17 protein-coding genes and 1 pseudogene are annotated in these 14,380 nt (G+C 60.7%); 13 read left to right on the top strand and 5 right to left on the bottom strand.

What is annotated here, in order from left to right:
- Nucleotides 1-57 precede the first annotated feature (57 nt).
- From metG to ACLEJU_RS01805, 8 genes and pseudogenes are all read left to right on the top strand, one after another.
- On the top strand, nucleotides 58-2,097 hold the full coding sequence (metG, locus tag ACLEJU_RS01840; RefSeq protein ID WP_435422098.1) for a methionine--tRNA ligase: 2,040 nt from the start codon (nucleotides 58-60) through the stop codon (nucleotides 2,095-2,097).
- 89 nt (nucleotides 2,098-2,186) lie between these two features.
- Nucleotides 2,187-2,735: an Rnf-Nqr domain containing protein gene (locus tag ACLEJU_RS01835; protein WP_435422099.1), complete on the top strand. Its 549-nt coding sequence runs from the start codon at nucleotides 2,187-2,189 to the stop codon at nucleotides 2,733-2,735.
- Nucleotides 2,732-3,373 (top strand): annotated as a pseudogene (locus tag ACLEJU_RS01830) (RnfABCDGE type electron transport complex subunit B); the annotation flags it as partial. The gene ACLEJU_RS01835 and the pseudogene ACLEJU_RS01830, both read left to right, overlap by 4 nt.
- A 22-nt stretch (nucleotides 3,374-3,395) precedes the next feature.
- Nucleotides 3,396-4,367, top strand: coding sequence for an RnfABCDGE type electron transport complex subunit D (locus ACLEJU_RS01825; RefSeq protein WP_435422100.1), 972 nt, complete (start codon nucleotides 3,396-3,398; stop codon nucleotides 4,365-4,367).
- Nucleotides 4,364-4,966, top strand: a complete 603-nt coding sequence (locus ACLEJU_RS01820; RefSeq protein WP_435422101.1) for an RnfABCDGE type electron transport complex subunit G — start codon at nucleotides 4,364-4,366, stop codon at nucleotides 4,964-4,966. Before ACLEJU_RS01825 ends, ACLEJU_RS01820 begins: the two co-directional genes overlap by 4 nt.
- Nucleotides 4,959-5,477 (top strand): Rnf-Nqr domain containing protein, encoded by a 519-nt coding sequence (locus tag ACLEJU_RS01815; RefSeq protein ID WP_435422181.1) that lies wholly within the window; start codon nucleotides 4,959-4,961, stop codon nucleotides 5,475-5,477. Before ACLEJU_RS01820 ends, ACLEJU_RS01815 begins: the two co-directional genes overlap by 8 nt.
- A 4-nt stretch (nucleotides 5,478-5,481) precedes the next feature.
- A complete protein-coding gene (gene nth / locus ACLEJU_RS01810; RefSeq protein WP_435422102.1) occupies nucleotides 5,482-6,120 on the top strand; it encodes an endonuclease III in 639 nt (212 codons plus the stop codon).
- A gap of 104 nt (nucleotides 6,121-6,224) precedes the next feature.
- On the top strand, nucleotides 6,225-6,401 hold the full coding sequence (locus ACLEJU_RS01805) for a PA3496 family putative envelope integrity protein (protein ID WP_027918964.1): 177 nt from the start codon (nucleotides 6,225-6,227) through the stop codon (nucleotides 6,399-6,401).
- Between the two features lie 44 nt (nucleotides 6,402-6,445).
- Here ACLEJU_RS01805 and ACLEJU_RS01800 read toward each other — a convergent pair whose 3' ends face one another.
- Entirely contained in the window at nucleotides 6,446-7,072 is a 627-nt protein-coding gene (locus tag ACLEJU_RS01800) for a response regulator transcription factor (RefSeq protein WP_294326838.1), read from the bottom strand.
- Nucleotides 7,073-7,371: 299 nt separating this feature from the next.
- Here ACLEJU_RS01800 and ACLEJU_RS01795 point away from each other — a divergent pair, with 299 nt between their 5' ends.
- Complete coding sequence (locus ACLEJU_RS01795; RefSeq protein ID WP_435422103.1) at nucleotides 7,372-7,812, top strand: hypothetical protein; 441 nt, start codon at nucleotides 7,372-7,374, stop codon at nucleotides 7,810-7,812.
- Between the two features lie 72 nt (nucleotides 7,813-7,884).
- Here the strand turns inward: ACLEJU_RS01795 and ACLEJU_RS01790 are convergent, their stop codons facing one another.
- Together ACLEJU_RS01790 and ACLEJU_RS01785 are read right to left on the bottom strand one after the other, a co-directional pair.
- Entirely contained in the window at nucleotides 7,885-9,102 is a 1,218-nt protein-coding gene (locus tag ACLEJU_RS01790; RefSeq protein WP_054885859.1) for an argininosuccinate synthase, read from the bottom strand.
- Nucleotides 9,103-9,240: 138 nt separating this feature from the next.
- A complete protein-coding gene (locus tag ACLEJU_RS01785; protein WP_435422104.1) occupies nucleotides 9,241-10,215 on the bottom strand; it encodes a flagellar protein MotY in 975 nt (324 codons plus the stop codon).
- A 130-nt stretch (nucleotides 10,216-10,345) separates the two neighbouring features.
- On the opposite strand from ACLEJU_RS01785, the gene pyrC reads away from it, so the two are divergent.
- Together pyrC and rnt are read left to right on the top strand one after the other, a co-directional pair.
- Nucleotides 10,346-11,392, top strand: a complete 1,047-nt coding sequence (gene pyrC / locus ACLEJU_RS01780) for a dihydroorotase (protein WP_085675229.1) — start codon at nucleotides 10,346-10,348, stop codon at nucleotides 11,390-11,392.
- Between the two features lie 59 nt (nucleotides 11,393-11,451).
- Entirely contained in the window at nucleotides 11,452-12,063 is a 612-nt protein-coding gene (rnt, locus tag ACLEJU_RS01775; protein WP_371922801.1) for a ribonuclease T, read from the top strand.
- A gap of 147 nt (nucleotides 12,064-12,210) precedes the next feature.
- On the opposite strand, the gene ACLEJU_RS01770 is transcribed toward rnt, so the two are convergent.
- Nucleotides 12,211-12,813, bottom strand: coding sequence for a peroxiredoxin (locus tag ACLEJU_RS01770; protein WP_027918971.1), 603 nt, complete (start codon nucleotides 12,811-12,813; stop codon nucleotides 12,211-12,213).
- 214 nt (nucleotides 12,814-13,027) lie between these two features.
- Here ACLEJU_RS01770 and ACLEJU_RS01765 point away from each other — a divergent pair, with 214 nt between their 5' ends.
- Complete coding sequence (locus tag ACLEJU_RS01765; RefSeq protein ID WP_136913240.1) at nucleotides 13,028-13,249, top strand: bacterioferritin-associated ferredoxin; 222 nt, start codon at nucleotides 13,028-13,030, stop codon at nucleotides 13,247-13,249.
- A gap of 201 nt (nucleotides 13,250-13,450) precedes the next feature.
- On the top strand, nucleotides 13,451-13,924 hold the full coding sequence (bfr, locus tag ACLEJU_RS01760; protein WP_003258014.1) for a bacterioferritin: 474 nt from the start codon (nucleotides 13,451-13,453) through the stop codon (nucleotides 13,922-13,924).
- 58 nt (nucleotides 13,925-13,982) lie between these two features.
- Here the strand turns inward: bfr and grxD are convergent, their stop codons facing one another.
- On the bottom strand, nucleotides 13,983-14,318 hold the full coding sequence (gene grxD / locus ACLEJU_RS01755) for a Grx4 family monothiol glutaredoxin (RefSeq protein ID WP_016395685.1): 336 nt from the start codon (nucleotides 14,316-14,318) through the stop codon (nucleotides 13,983-13,985).
- Between the last annotated feature and the right edge of the window lie 62 nt (nucleotides 14,319-14,380).

Genomic DNA, 14,380 nt, shown 5'->3' with positions numbered 1-14,380 from the left:
TTTATAGTGGCCGATCACCCTCATTTTTACCCGAGCCAGATAAGTAGCCGAGCCACCATGTCCGAGCCACGTCAGATTCTCGTTACCAGCGCCCTGCCCTATGCCAATGGATCCATCCACCTTGGCCATATGCTGGAGTACATCCAGACGGACATGTGGGTGCGCTTCCAGAAGCTGCGCGGCAACCAGTGCATCTACGTCTGCGCCGACGACGCCCACGGTTCGGCCATCATGTTGCGTGCCGAGAAGGAAGGCATCACCCCGGAGCAGCTGATCGCCAATGTCCAGGCCGAGCACAGTGGCGACTTCGCCGACTTCCTGGTGGACTTCGACAACTTCCACTCAACTCACAGCGACGAAAACCGCGAGCTGTCGAGCCTGATCTACGGGCGCCTGCGTGATGCCGGGCACATCGCCACCCGTTCGGTGACCCAGTACTTCGACCCTGAAAAGGGCATGTTCCTCGCTGACCGTTTCATCAAGGGCACCTGCCCGAAATGCGCCGCTGAAGACCAGTACGGCGACAACTGCGAAAAATGCGGCGCCACATACGCCCCGACCGAACTGAAGAACCCCAAGTCGGCGATCTCCGGTGCCACTCCGGTACTGCGCGATTCCCAGCACTTCTTCTTCAAGCTGCCGGACTTCCAGGCCATGCTGCAGCAGTGGACCCGCAGCGGCACCCTGCAGGACGCCGTGGCCAACAAGCTCGCCGAATGGCTGGATTCCGGCCTGCAGGAGTGGGACATCTCGCGTGATGCGCCATACTTCGGCTTCGAGATCCCGGGCGAGCCGGGCAAGTACTTCTACGTCTGGCTGGACGCGCCGATCGGCTACATGGCCAGCTTCAAGAACCTCTGCGCACGCCGCCCGGAGCTGGACTTCGACGCCTTCTGGAACGAAGGCTCCAAGGCCGAGCTGTACCATTTCATCGGCAAGGACATCGTCAACTTCCACGCGCTGTTCTGGCCAGCCATGCTCGAAGGCGCCGGCTTCCGCAAGCCGACTGCAGTCAACGTGCACGGCTACCTGACCGTCAACGGCGCCAAGATGTCCAAGTCGCGTGGCACCTTCATCAAGGCCCGCACCTACCTGGATCACCTGCAGCCGGAATACCTGCGCTACTACTATGCCGCCAAGCTTGGCCGTGGCGTCGATGACCTCGACCTGAACCTCGAGGACTTCGTGCAGAAGGTCAACTCCGATCTGGTCGGCAAGGTAGTCAACATCGCCAGCCGTTGCGCCGGCTTCATCCACAAGGGCAATGCGGGCGTGATGGTCGCGGGCGATGCTGCACCGGAGCTGACCGAGGCCTTCCTCGCTTCCGCCCCGTCGATTGCCGACGCCTACGAAGGCCGCGACTTCGGCCGCGCCATGCGCGAAATCATGGCCCTGGCTGACCGTGCCAACGCCTGGATCGCCGACAAGGCGCCTTGGTCGCTGGCCAAGCAGGAAGGCAAGCAGGACGAAGTCCAAGCCATCTGCGCCCAGGGCATCAACCTGTTCCGCCAGCTGGTGATTTTCCTCAAGCCGGTGCTGCCGCTGCTCGCCGCCGATGCCGAGGCATTCCTCAACGTCGCGCCACTGACCTGGAACGACCATCAGTCGCGCCTGGAAAACCACCAGCTGAACCCGTTCAAGGCGCTGATGAGCCGTATCGAACCGGCCAAGGTCGAAGCCATGGTCGCCGCCAGCAAGGAAGACCTGCTGGCCGCCGAAGCCCAGGCACCGGCCGGCAATGGCGAGCTGACCAAGGACCCGCTGTCTGCCGAAATCGAGTTCGACACCTTTGCCGCGGTCGACCTGCGCGTCGCACTGATCGTCAAGGCTGAAGCCGTAGCTGGCGCCGACAAGCTGCTGCAGCTGACCCTGGACATCGGCGACGAGCGCCGCAACGTGTTCTCCGGCATCAAGTCGGCCTACCCGGACCCCTCCCAGCTGGAAGGCCGCCTGACCATGATGGTGGCCAACCTCAAGCCGCGGAAAATGCGCTTTGGCGTGTCCGAGGGCATGGTCATGGCGGCCGGCCCTGGCGGCGAAGAGATCTACCTGCTCAGCCCTGACAGCGGCGCCAAGCCAGGTCAGCGCATCAAGTAAGCCTTCTGCCCCGGCCTCACCGCCGGGGCAGTTCCATGTGCAGCACCAATGCCGGACGCTCCAGGCGATAACCGGCTATCGTCATTCACATGAACGACTACATGCTGATCCTGGCCAGCGCTGCGCTGTTCAGCCACCTGCTTCTGCAACAACGGCCGTTCAGCCGGCTGCGCCTGCAGGTCTGTGGCCTGGCAGGCGCCCTGTCGATAGCGCTCGGGGCAAGCGGCGGGCAAGCGCTCGACCGGTTGATCATCGCACCCTGGCATTTGCAGGACTTGCGCCTGTTCCTGCTGCTGCCATGGCTGGCGTTGCTGACATGGGGCGTGCCGCAGGTGTTGGCCAGGCTACGCCCGCAATGGCCCACCGGGGATCTTGCTCAGCCCTTGCTGGGCAATGCCTTGCTGCTGGGCCTTGCGCTGCAAGTGACGGGAGAGGACACCTCGGCGCTAGCAACGTTGTGCTGGGGGATAGTGGCCGGCCTGGGCTTCTGGCTTGCGCTGGTGCTGTTCGACGACCTGCACCAGCGCAGCCAGCACCCTGACGTACCGGCCGCGCTGCGCGGCTTGCCCATTACATTGATCGGTACAGGTGTCATGGCCCTGGCGTTCTCGGGATTCAACGGACTTTTCACTCAATGAACTTGATTCAACGCATCGACGCCCTGTTGCCGCAGACCCAGTGCGGCAAATGCGGCCACAATGGCTGTCGGCCCTACGCCGAAGGCCTGGCTGCGGGTGAGGCCATCAACAAGTGTCCGCCAGGCGGTAGCGAAACCATCGCCGCGCTGGCCGCGCTGCTGGAAGTGCCACTGCTCGCGCCAGAGCCGCAACGAGGAAGCGCACCGCCCCAGGTCGCCTACATTCGCGAAGCCGAATGCATCGGTTGCACCAAATGCATCCAGGCCTGCCCGGTCGATGCCATCGTCGGCGCCGCCAAGCTGATGCACACGGTCATCGCCAGCGAATGCACCGGCTGTGACTTGTGCCTGGCGCCCTGCCCGGTCGATTGCATCGACATGCACCCACTACCAGCCACAGTGGTGCCAATTGTCAGCGGCCTGGCCCATACCCCCGAACAACTGCAGGCCCGCCGCCAGCGCCGCGATCATGCGCGCCAGCGCCACGAACAGCGTAACGCCCGCCTGCAACGCGATATCGCGCGCCGGGAGGCGCAGCGCCAGGCACGTGCGGCCGGAGCCACACAAGGCGCGCCAGACGCGATCAAGGCCGCCCTCGAGCGGATCAAGGCGCAACAAGCCGCCGCTGCCGATGCTGCGCCTACAGCGGCCGGGCACGACCATGGCAAACCCTGACCCACGGCTACGCAAGGCCATGGGCCTCGTGCTGCTGGCCTGCATACCCGGCTTGCTCGCGGCGTTCTGGACAGAAGGCTGGGGAGTGCTGTTCAACCTGTTGCTGTGCGCCAGCAGTGCATTGAGTTGCGAAGCGGCACTGCTGGCTTTGCGTCGACAACCGGTTCTACCGGCATTGAACGATGGCAGTGCCCTGGTGACTGCCGTGCTGTTGGCCATCGCCCTGCCTGTGCAAGCGCCCTGGTGGTTGCCAGTGACAGCAGCAGGCATTGCCATCGGCGTCGGCAAGCAGGCCTTTGGCGGCGTGGGCCGCAACCTGTTCAACCCGGCAATGGTCGGTTACGCCTTTGTGCTGCTCAACTTTCCGCTGCAAATGACCCACTGGCCCAGCCAGGCCATTGGCTTTATCGATAGCCTGCAGTTGGTGTCTGGCAGTGGTAACCAGATCGATGGCTGGGCGGGGCCGACCATTCTCGATGGCCTGCGCCACAACCGCAGCCTGACCATCGACGAACTCTTCGCCAGCCACTCCGGTTTTGGCAGTTTTGGCGGCCGCAACAGCGAGTGGGTCAACCTGGCACTGCTGTTCGGTGGGCTGTTTCTCTTGCAGCGCAGGGTTATCAGCTGGCATGCCCCGGCAGGCCTGCTGGCCGGCCTGTTTCTGTTCAGCCTGCTGGCCTGGAATGGCTCCGGCTCGGATTCGAACGGCTCGCCACTGCTGCACCTGTTCAGCGGCTCAACCATGCTGGCGGCGTTCTTCATCGCCACGGAGCCCGTGTCTGGCCCCAAGACCAACCTGGCCAAGCTGCTGTTTGGCTTTGGCGCAGGCGCGCTGATCTACCTGATTCGCACCTGGGGCAGTTACCCGGATGGCACGGCATTCGCCATCCTCCTGATGAACCTGGCAATGCCCGCCCTGGATCGGTTTGCCTTGCGACGCCAGCAGGTCTCGTCATGACCGCACCTGTTCGCAGCAGCTTGCTGCTACTTGCCGTCGGAGGGTCGGCGTTGGCGTTAACACTGGCCTGGCAGCACTGGACGCGTCCAGCCATCGCAGATGCCGAGCACCAACTTAAGGCAGCCCAATTCCTGGCGGTGCTGCCCGCGCAAAGTTACGACAATCGCCCCCTGGACAACGCGTTAGCATTGCCAGCAGAACAGCCATTGCATAGCAAGATACTCGCGGTCTACCGCGCGACCCTCCGCACTTCGCCAACAGCCATCGTGCTGGTGAGCCAGGTCCAGGGCTATGCCGGCCCCATCAAGCTGACCATTGCCATCGACGACGAAGGCCGCCTGATTGGCAGCCGAGTGATCGAACAGCAGGAGAGCCCTGGGCTGGGCGGCCAGATCGCCGACCCACAGTCTGGCTGGTTGTCACAATTTGCCCATCACGGCCTTGGCGATCGCTGGGCGCTCAGGCGCGACCAGGGCGACTTCGATCAGCTGGCTGGAGCGACCGTTACTTCTCGGGCCGTGATCGATGCCCAGCAGGAAGCCTTGCGATATTTTGACCAACATCGCAGCGAACTGCTCGGAGCTCCCGGCCATGAATAAATACTACCTGCTGATGACCGGCCTGGCCCCGTTGCTTGGCGCAACGCGCACCTTCCCGCAGGCAGCGACCATTGGCGCGTGCATGTTCGTGCTGCCCCTTCTCCACCAAGTCTTGCTAAGCCTGCTGCGAGCAACTCTCAGCGGCGCGAAGTACTGGTTGGCAAGCCTGCTGCTGCTTGCTGCACTTGCCAGCTGCCTGCAACTGGCTCTGCGGGCCTGGGCATTGCCATTGGCGCTGACGCTTGGTTTTTTTCCTGCACTGATCTGCCTGCAATGCCTTGCCATCGACACATTGCTGCCAACTGAAGGGCGCTGGCGGCAACTGTTGCTGCATTTGAGCGGCCTGCTGCTCGCCTGTTTGCTGCTTGGCGCCGGCCGCCAATGGCTGGACGATGTCGCCGGCATGCACTTGGCCCACCTGCCGTCCGGTGGGCTGCTACTGCTCGGCACGCTAATGGCCTTGTACAATTGGCTGCGCCCCACCCTCACACGTCGTCAAGGAAAGCGTTGAACCCATGAATGCCGCCAAACGCCTGGAGATCTTCCGCAGGCTGCACGAAGACAATCCCGACCCGAAAACGGAATTGGCCTATACCACCCCATTCGAGCTCCTGGTTGCCGTGACGCTTTCCGCGCAGTCCACCGATGTCGGCGTCAACAAGGCCACGGCGCGCTTGTTCCCGGTCGCCAATACACCACAGGCCATCTATGAGCTCGGTGTCGAGGGCCTGAGCGAATACATCAAGACCATCGGCCTCTACAACAGCAAGGCCAAGAATGTCATCGAGGCGTGCCGCCTGTTGATCGAGCGCCATGAAGGCGAAGTACCGCAGACCCGAGAAGCACTGGAAGCGCTACCGGGCGTTGGCCGCAAGACCGCCAACGTGGTGCTCAACACCGCCTTCCGCCAGCCGACCATGGCCGTGGACACGCACATCTTCCGGGTCAGCAACCGTACCGGCATCGCGCCTGGCAAGACCGTGCTCGAAGTCGAGAAGAAACTGGTCAGGTTCGTCCCCAAGGATTACTTGCTCGACGCTCACCATTGGCTCATTCTGCATGGCCGCTACGTGTGCCAGGCACGCAAGCCCCGTTGCGGTAGCTGCCGCATCGAAGATCTGTGCGAATACAAGCACAAGACCTCCGACGATTGAGCCAATAGCAAAAACAGCTGCATCGTGATTGAAAAAATCTTTTTTACCGAACTTCGCTTTCCCGCTATAAGGACGGCCAATGGCCCTTTGGCTTGGAGCGACTCATGAGTACCGATAAAGACGACCTGTCGATCGAAGATGACTTTGCCACCGCTGACGACGAAGCGGAGCCTCAGGTTGAAACCGCAAAGACCAACCTGAGCAAGCGTCGTACCATTGACAACCTCCTCGAAGAACGACGCCTGCAACGGCAACTCGCCGATTTTGACTACGACCTGTAGCCTGGCACAAAGCTTCCTTCACGGAGGCTTTGTGCGTGCCGGGCTCAGTTCAGACCATGACGCCGGGCCAACTCGATCAGGTCCACCAGTGAATGGGCATTCAGTTTCAGCAACAGGCGGGTCTTGTAGGTGCTGACCGTCTTGTTGCTGAGGAACATGCTGTCGGCAATCTCCTTGTTGGAACGCCCGCGTGCAAGCTGCTGCAGCACCATCATCTCCCTTGCCGACAGGCGATCCACCATTTCAGCCTCGCTGGCGCCTCCCACCCGGCCATGGGACTTGTGCAAGGCCTGATTCGGGAAGTAACTGTAGCCAGAGAGCACAGCCTTGATGGCACTGAGCAGTTCGGTGAGTTCCTGCTGCTTGCAAACATAGCCAGAAGCCCCCGCCTGCATGCAGCGCATGGAAAAATGCCCGGGCGCCTGGGAAGTCAGCACCAGGACACGGCTGCCAGGGCTGGCCGCGGCCATACGGGCGATGACTTCCAGCCCGTCGAGCTTGGGGATGCCGATATCGAGTACGACAATATCGGGGAGGTGTTCACGAGTGAGCTGCAAGGCCGCTATGCCGTTATCGGCTTCCGCAACAACATCGTACCCATGCCGCTCCATCAGCATGCGCACTGCCAGGCGTATGACCGGATGATCATCCACGATAAGGACTTTATTCATGCGATATCCATCATTCGTTATTTTGCTTTGACGACTGCCTCACCATAACCGAGCAGAACGCGCAATGGCGCGTCAATTCCCCGCACAAATAGCCGAATAGATGAACCTTACGTCTGTTTGGGAATTTTCCTACAAGAAAAATTTAGCGCTTTCTCACGGCTGTGCTCACGAACAAGCAAGTCAAACCGTGATCAATTCACTCACTCCGCTGAGAATTCCCCTACCCCGGAAAAAGTCCACAATTTAGTTGAGGCAGCCAGTAGGTTATTGATATGAAAAACATGCAGGAGGCGATAATCATGAACGATAACCAACCTGTGGCCCCACTGACCATAATTGCCATCTTCGCTGGCATCATCGAAGCTTCTGCCTTGGCAACCTTGCCTTTCCTCAGCGAAAAAAGTCAGACGTATTACACTTGGTTCCTTGTAGGGTTTCCATTCTTCCTCACAGCCCTGTTCTTTCTCACCCTGAACTTCAACTACAAATCCTTTTACAAACCTGGCCCTGCCGAGCAGAAGAGCATCCCTGAGCAAGCGACGCCTCCCGACATGCAAGAAACTATAACCATGATGTTTTCCGGCCCTGACGCGCAGAAATTGATAGAACAGCAAATCGTGCAAGCCATTAGCCAACCACATGTCGCAAACAGGCAGTGGCGAATGTGCAATATCGAACTACAGAGATGCGTTGTTCTCTCGAGCATCCGCTTGCCCGAGGATTTACCCCATGGACATTGATCAGACCACCGTCCAGCAGGCAAAAAAAACCCGGCCAGAGCCGGGTTTATTTATGCCACTTCAGCCAGATGCTCAGAGCATCCCGCGGCCTTTGTTGGCAGCGATACGCATGCGCAGCGCGTTGAGCTTGATGAAGCCGGCAGCATCGGCCTGGTTGTAGGCGCCGCCGTCTTCTTCGAAGGTCGCGATGTTGGCATCGAACAGCGAGTCGTCCGACTTGCGGCCAACCACGATGACGTTGCCCTTGTACAGCTTCAGTCGCACAACGCCGTTAACGTTGACCTGCGAAGCGTCGATCATCTTCTGCAGCATCAGACGCTCAGGGCTCCACCAGTAGCCGGTGTAGATCAGGCTGGCGTACTTCGGCATCAGCTCGTCTTTCAGGTGAGCGACTTCGCGGTCCAGGGTGATCGACTCGATGGCACGGTGGGCCTTGAGCATGATGGTGCCGCCAGGGGTTTCGTAGCAGCCGCGAGACTTCATGCCCACGTAACGGTTCTCGACGATGTCCAGACGGCCGATACCGTTGGCGCCGCCGATGCGATTCAGCTCGGCAAGCACGGTGGCCGGGGTCATGTCGACGCCGTCGATGGCGACGATGTCACCATTGCGGTAGGTCAGCTCGATGTAGGTAGCCTGGTCCGGGGCGTTTTCTGGCGAGACGCTCCAGCGCCACATGTCTTCTTCGTGCTCGGTCCAGGTATCTTCCAGGACACCGCCTTCGTAGGAGATGTGCAGCAGGTTGGCGTCCATCGAGTACGGCGATTTCTTCTTGCCGTGGCGTTCGATCGGGATACCGTGCTTCTCGGCATAGTCCATCAGCTTCTCGCGGGACAGCAGGTCCCACTCGCGCCATGGGGCGATGACCTTGACGCCTGGCTTGAGGGCGTAAGCACCCAGCTCGAAGCGAACCTGGTCGTTACCCTTGCCGGTAGCGCCGTGGGAAATGGCATCGGCGCCGGTTTCGTTGGCGATTTCGATCAGGCGCTTGGCAATCAGCGGGCGGGCGATGGAGGTACCCAGCAGGTACTCGCCTTCGTAGACGGTGTTGGCGCGGAACATCGGGAAGACGAAATCACGCACGAACTCTTCGCGCAGGTCGTCGATGTAGATCTCTTTTACGCCCATCGCCTGAGCTTTGGCGCGAGCCGGCTCGACTTCTTCGCCCTGACCCAGGTCAGCGGTGAAGGTCACCACTTCGCAGTTGTAGGTATCCTGCAGCCACTTGAGAATCACCGAAGTATCAAGGCCGCCGGAATACGCCAGTACGACCTTTTTTACGTCCGCCATGCCATCACTCCACGGGGTTGTACGGAAAGGGATCGATTCTACCGGCGTTGCGGATAAATTTACAGTGGGGCGACAGCTTCTGACGACAAAGCGACAGGAACTGTCAGCGGCGCGACGTGGGGTGGCAAGGAAATTTGGTCAAGGTGCCTTCGATCCTGGTGCAGCCGGAGCAGGCGCAGCCGGTGACGCACCGGCAGACGGGATGGTAGGCGCTACCGCTGCCGGTTGCTGAACCGGCTGCACGGCCGGTTTCCCCACCTGAGCCACCCGATCCAGTTCGATGTTCACCCGCCGGTTACGCGCCCGATTGGCCGGGCTGTTGTTCTTCACCAACGGATAGCGCTCACCATGGAAGCGCACGACGATTTGCTCTTCCGGCACGCCATGGGCCTTGAGGTAATCGGCAACGGCCAGGGCCCGACGCCGCGAGGTGTCACGATTGGTCAGGCGGTTACCACTGTTATCGGAGTGGCCGTTGAGTTCAATGTGGTTCACCGTCGGGTCGGCCTTGAGGTAATCGAGGATCACATCCAGCCGCGCACGGGCGTCGGCGTCGAGATCGAAGCCACCGCCCGGGAAGCCAACCTGGGTCTGGCGCACCTGGTCATAGTTCATCGGCAGCATCTTGCTGGCACAGGCCTGATAGTCGTCATATGCCTTGGCGAAGCTGACCGGCAGTACGCGTACCTCCATCACCCGCCCGCCTTCGCCGGTGTAGTTGCGCACCACCGTGCTGCGGCCATCGAGCAGGCCGTTGATCAGGCGACTGGCCTGGCTCTGCGACGAGCTGAACAGCACGCCACTACGGGTCATGCGCACGGCGCCGAGGTTGACATCACCACGGCCTGGCTGCCAAGGGGCCGCGGCTGCCAGCAAGGTGGCGGAACCTGCGCCCAGTATGTTGCTGTGCGAACGCAACTGGAACACCGGCTGCTCACCGGCCTTGCGTACGAACTCGCCACTGCCGAAACCGTCGATCGGCTGGATCAGGCGGCATTCGAACTGGTCACCCTCGACTTTCCAGGCGACATTCTCCATGCGGGTCTGGAAGGTCAGTGCGCCGGCCGGCAGGCTGGCGACAAGGGTCAACAGGGCTAGGTAACGCTGGCGCACGGGCGGCTCCACAATTTCTGACGGCTTACAGGCAGGCTATCGGACGCGTGCCGGAAAACTTGATAGCCGTGCTCGGACCGGGGTTTTCCGGTAGCATTGGGGCCTGAGTTCGACCCGCCTGGAATTCCCAATGTCCGATCGCCTGACCCTCCTGCGTCCCGACGACTGGCACATCCATCTGCGCGATGGTGCCGTCCTGCCCCATACCGTTGGCGATGTGGCGCGTACTTTCGCCCGTGCCATCATCATGCCTAACCTGGTTCCGCCGGTGCGCAATGCCGTCGAAGCTGGCGCCTACCGCGAGCGCATCCTTGCCGCCCGCCCGGCTGGCAGCCGCTTTGAACCGCTGATGGTGCTGTACCTCACCGACCGCACCAGCCCTGAGGACATCCGCGCGGCCAAGGCCAGCGGCATCGTCTACGCCGCCAAGCTTTACCCGGCCGGCGCGACGACCAACTCCGACTCGGGCGTGACCAGCATCGACAACATCTTCCCGGCCATCGAAGCGTTGGCGGAAGTGGGCATGCCATTGCTGGTGCATGGTGAAGTGACCCGCAGCGAGATCGACGTGTTCGACCGCGAAAAGCGTTTCATCGACGAGCACATGCGCCGCCTGGTCGAGCGCTTCCCAACCCTGAAAGTGGTGTTCGAGCACATCACCACGGGCGACGCCGCGCAGTTCGTCACCGAAGCCCCGGCCAATGTCGGTGCGACCATCACTGCCCAGCACCTGCTGTACAACCGCAACCACATGCTGGTCGGCGGTATCCGCCCGCACTTCTATTGCCTGCCGATCCTCAAGCGCAACACCCATCAGGTGGCGCTGCTGGACGCGGCCACCAGCGGCAACCCGAAGTTCTTCCTCGGCACCGACTCGGCACCGCACGCCCGTCACGCCAAGGAAGCCGCCTGCGGTTGCGCCGGCTGCTACACCGCATACGCTGCCATCGAGATGTACGCAGAGGCGTTCGAACAGCGCAATGCACTGGACAAGCTGGAAGGTTTCGCCAGCCTGCACGGCCCGGCCTTCTATGGCCTGCCGGCGAATACCGACACCATCACCCTGGTCCGCGAAGAGTGGACCGCCCCGGACAGCCTGCCGTTTGGCGAGCAGACCGTGATCCCGCTGCGTGCCGGTGAAAAACTGCGCTGGCGCCTGCTGGAGGACAACGCGTGAGCGAAGACCTCTACGAAGACGACCAGGACGGTCAGGGCGGCAGCGGCTCGCGCCACCCGATGGCCGAGCGCTTCCGCGGCTATCTGCCAGTCGTGGTGGATGTCGAGACCGGCGGCTTCAACAGCGCCACCGACGCCCTGCTGGAAATCGCCGCCGTAACCATCGGCATGGACGAGAAAGGTTTCCTGTTCCCCGAGCACACCTACTTCTTCCGGGTAGAACCGTTCGAAGGGGCCAACATCGAGCCGGCCGCGCTGGAGTTCACCGGCATCAAGCTGGACCACCCGCTGCGCATGGCGGTGAGCGAGGAAAGCGCACTCACCGACATCTTCCGCGGCGTGCGCAAGGCGCTGAAGGCCAACGGCTGCAAACGGGCGATCCTGGTCGGCCACAACAGCAGCTTCGACCTTGGCTTCCTCAATGCGGCAGTAACGCGCAACGATATCAAGCGTAACCCGTTCCACCCGTTCTCCAGCTTCGACACCGCGACCCTGGCGGGCCTGGCCTATGGCCAGACCGTGCTGGCGCGGGCCTGCCAGAGCGCCGACATCGACTTCGACGGCCGTGAGGCGCACTCGGCGCGTTACGACACCGAGAAGACTGCCGAACTGTTCTGCGGCATCGTCAACCGCTGGAAGGAAATGGGCGGCTGGCGCGACTTCAACGATTAAGTTGAAGTCCTGGGGCCGCTTCGCGACCCTTTCGCGACGCAAGGCCGCTCCTACAGGAGATCACGTTTCCTTTAGGAGCGGCCTTGTCCCCAGATACCAGGCAAAAAAAACCGGCCACATGGGCCGGTTTTTTCATGCGCGGGGCAATTACAGCTTGCCAGCGTTCTCGCTCAGGTAAGCAGCAACGCCTTCTGGCGAAGCGGTCATGCCCTGGTCGCCTTTCTTCCAGTTGGCAGGGCAGACTTCGCCGTGCTCTTCGTGGAATTGCAGGGCGTCGACCAGACGCAGCAGTTCGTCCATGTTACGGCCCAGCGGCAGGTCATTGACGATCTGCGAACGAACAACACCGTTGGTGTCGATCAGGAAGGCGCCACGGAAGGCTACGCCGCCTTCGGACTCGACGTCGTAGGCCTTGCAGATTTCGTGGGTGATGTCGGCAGCCAGGGTGTACTTGACTTGGCCGATACCGCCGGCGTTGACCGGGGTGTTACGCCATGCGTTGTGAGTGAAGTGCGAGTCGATCGAAACGCCGATCACTTCAACGTTGCGCGCCTGGAAGTCAGGGATGCGGTTGTCCAGAGCGATCAGCTCGGACGGGCAGACAAAGGTGAAGTCCAGTGGGTAGAAGAACACCAGGCCGTACTTGCCCTTGATGGCCGAGGCCAGGTTGAAGCTGTCGACGATTTCGCCATTGCCCAGGACGGCTGGGACGGTGAAGTCGGGGGCTTGTTTGCCAACGAGTACGCTCATTGTAATCTCCTGATGAGGGTGAAGAACCGTTTGCCGGGCCAAGGCAGGCTTGCCCGACATCCAACAAAGGCCGACCATCATACACGGCTTGTGGTTACAGGCCGAATGCAACCGTCGGTCGCTCAAGCACGGCCCTTTCAGAAAGTCCTTTGACAAGCATTCTCATTAACATTAAGCTCCAACCCATCGACTCAACCCGCGATGGTCAGCCCTTATGTATGTGTGTCTTTGTGTCGGCGTCACCGACGGACAGATCCGCGATGCGATCTATGAAGGATGCTGCAGTTACAAGGAAGTCCGAGCGGCGACCAACGTCGCCAGCCAGTGTGGCAAATGTGCCTGTCTGGCCAAGCAGGTGGTCCGCGAGACCCTCACCGAATTGCAGGTGAGCCAGCAGGCTGCTCTGCCCTATCCGGTGGAATTTACTGCTGCCTGATATTACAGAATTCGAAGAACCGGACCTCGTGTCCGGTTTTTTTATGCCCGAATATCAATAAGTTAGCGTTCCAACGCGGTTCACAAACATTCTTATTTCTATTAATTTTCACTTATTATTCAATCACTTAGGTTTGACAGCCCACAGTTACAGGCTCAAACTTCCCTGTATTGGCACACTTCTACAGGGCAGGAACCCGTCATGAAAGGCGACGTAAGCGTCATCCAGCATCTCAACAAGATCCTCGGAAACGAGCTGGTCGCAATCAACCAGTACTTCCTGCACGCGCGCATGTACGAAGATTGGGGGCTGAACAAGCTCGGCAAGCACGAGTACAAAGAATCCATCGACGAGATGAAACACGCTGACAAACTGATCAAGCGTATTCTCTTCCTCGAAGGCATTCCCAACGTTCAGGACCTGGGCAAGCTGCTGATTGGCGAGCACACCAAAGAAATGCTCGAGTGTGACCTGAAGATCGAGCAGAAAGGCCTGGTCGACCTGAAAGCCGCCATCGCCCACTGCGAAACCGCTGGCGACTTCGGCTCGCGTGACATGCTCGAAGACATCCTCGAGTCCGAGGAAGAGCACATCGACTGGCTGGAAACCCAGCTGGGCCTGATCGACAAGATCGGCATCGAGAACTACCTGCAGTCGCAGATGGGCGAAGAATAAGATTCTCGCCCCATAAAAAAACCCGCCTTGAGCGGGTTTTTTCATGGCTGCCTGAAGATCAGGCTTCGGAAGCCTTGGCCTTGGCGGCGGCGTCCTTGATCAGGGTCTGCAGCTCACCCTTCTCGAACATTTCCAGCATGATGTCGCTACCGCCAACCAGCTCGCCGGCTACCCACAGTTGCGGGAAGGTCGGCCAATTGGCGTATTTTGGCAGGTTGGCGCGGATTTCCGGGTTCTGCAGGATGTCGACGTAGGCGAACTTCTCGCCGCAACCCATCACAGCCTGCGAGGCACGCGCGGAGAAGCCACACTGCGGGGCATTCGGCGAGCCTTTCATGTAAAGCAGAACGGTGTTGTTGGCAATCTGCTCTTTGATCGTTTCGATGATATCCATGTAGCACCTCGGCTGAACTTTCCGACGCGGTCGTCGGCACGGTGACGCATTGTATCGGAAAG

Source organism: Pseudomonas sp. SMN11 (assembly GCF_052041945.1).
In the GTDB taxonomy this organism is placed as follows: Bacteria; Pseudomonadota; Gammaproteobacteria; order Pseudomonadales; family Pseudomonadaceae; genus Aquipseudomonas.
Note: the sequence above shows the minus strand (reverse complement) of the source record. Positions and strands in the feature narration are given on the sequence as shown.

What these genes read in the sequence shown, in the direction of transcription:
- metG (WP_435422098.1), top strand. Translation starts at nt 58, where the DNA reads ATGTCCGAGCCACGTCAGATTCTCGTTACCAGCGCCCTGCCCTATGCC.
- ACLEJU_RS01835 (WP_435422099.1), top strand. Translation starts at nt 2,187, where the DNA reads ATGAACGACTACATGCTGATCCTGGCCAGCGCTGCGCTGTTCAGCCAC.
- ACLEJU_RS01825 (WP_435422100.1), top strand. Translation starts at nt 3,396, where the DNA reads ATGGCAAACCCTGACCCACGGCTACGCAAGGCCATGGGCCTCGTGCTG.
- ACLEJU_RS01820 (WP_435422101.1), top strand. Translation starts at nt 4,364, where the DNA reads ATGACCGCACCTGTTCGCAGCAGCTTGCTGCTACTTGCCGTCGGAGGG.
- ACLEJU_RS01815 (WP_435422181.1), top strand. Translation starts at nt 4,959, where the DNA reads ATGAATAAATACTACCTGCTGATGACCGGCCTGGCCCCGTTGCTTGGC.
- nth (WP_435422102.1), top strand. Translation starts at nt 5,482, where the DNA reads ATGAATGCCGCCAAACGCCTGGAGATCTTCCGCAGGCTGCACGAAGAC.
- ACLEJU_RS01805 (WP_027918964.1), top strand. Translation starts at nt 6,225, where the DNA reads ATGAGTACCGATAAAGACGACCTGTCGATCGAAGATGACTTTGCCACC.
- ACLEJU_RS01800 (WP_294326838.1), bottom strand. Translation starts at nt 7,072, where the DNA reads ATGAATAAAGTCCTTATCGTGGATGATCATCCGGTCATACGCCTGGCA.
- ACLEJU_RS01795 (WP_435422103.1), top strand. Translation starts at nt 7,372, where the DNA reads ATGAACGATAACCAACCTGTGGCCCCACTGACCATAATTGCCATCTTC.
- ACLEJU_RS01790 (WP_054885859.1), bottom strand. Translation starts at nt 9,102, where the DNA reads ATGGCGGACGTAAAAAAGGTCGTACTGGCGTATTCCGGCGGCCTTGAT.
- pyrC (WP_085675229.1), top strand. Translation starts at nt 10,346, where the DNA reads ATGTCCGATCGCCTGACCCTCCTGCGTCCCGACGACTGGCACATCCAT.
- rnt (WP_371922801.1), top strand. Translation starts at nt 11,452, where the DNA reads ATGGCCGAGCGCTTCCGCGGCTATCTGCCAGTCGTGGTGGATGTCGAG.
- ACLEJU_RS01770 (WP_027918971.1), bottom strand. Translation starts at nt 12,813, where the DNA reads ATGAGCGTACTCGTTGGCAAACAAGCCCCCGACTTCACCGTCCCAGCC.
- ACLEJU_RS01765 (WP_136913240.1), top strand. Translation starts at nt 13,028, where the DNA reads ATGTATGTGTGTCTTTGTGTCGGCGTCACCGACGGACAGATCCGCGAT.
- bfr (WP_003258014.1), top strand. Translation starts at nt 13,451, where the DNA reads ATGAAAGGCGACGTAAGCGTCATCCAGCATCTCAACAAGATCCTCGGA.
- grxD (WP_016395685.1), bottom strand. Translation starts at nt 14,318, where the DNA reads ATGGATATCATCGAAACGATCAAAGAGCAGATTGCCAACAACACCGTT.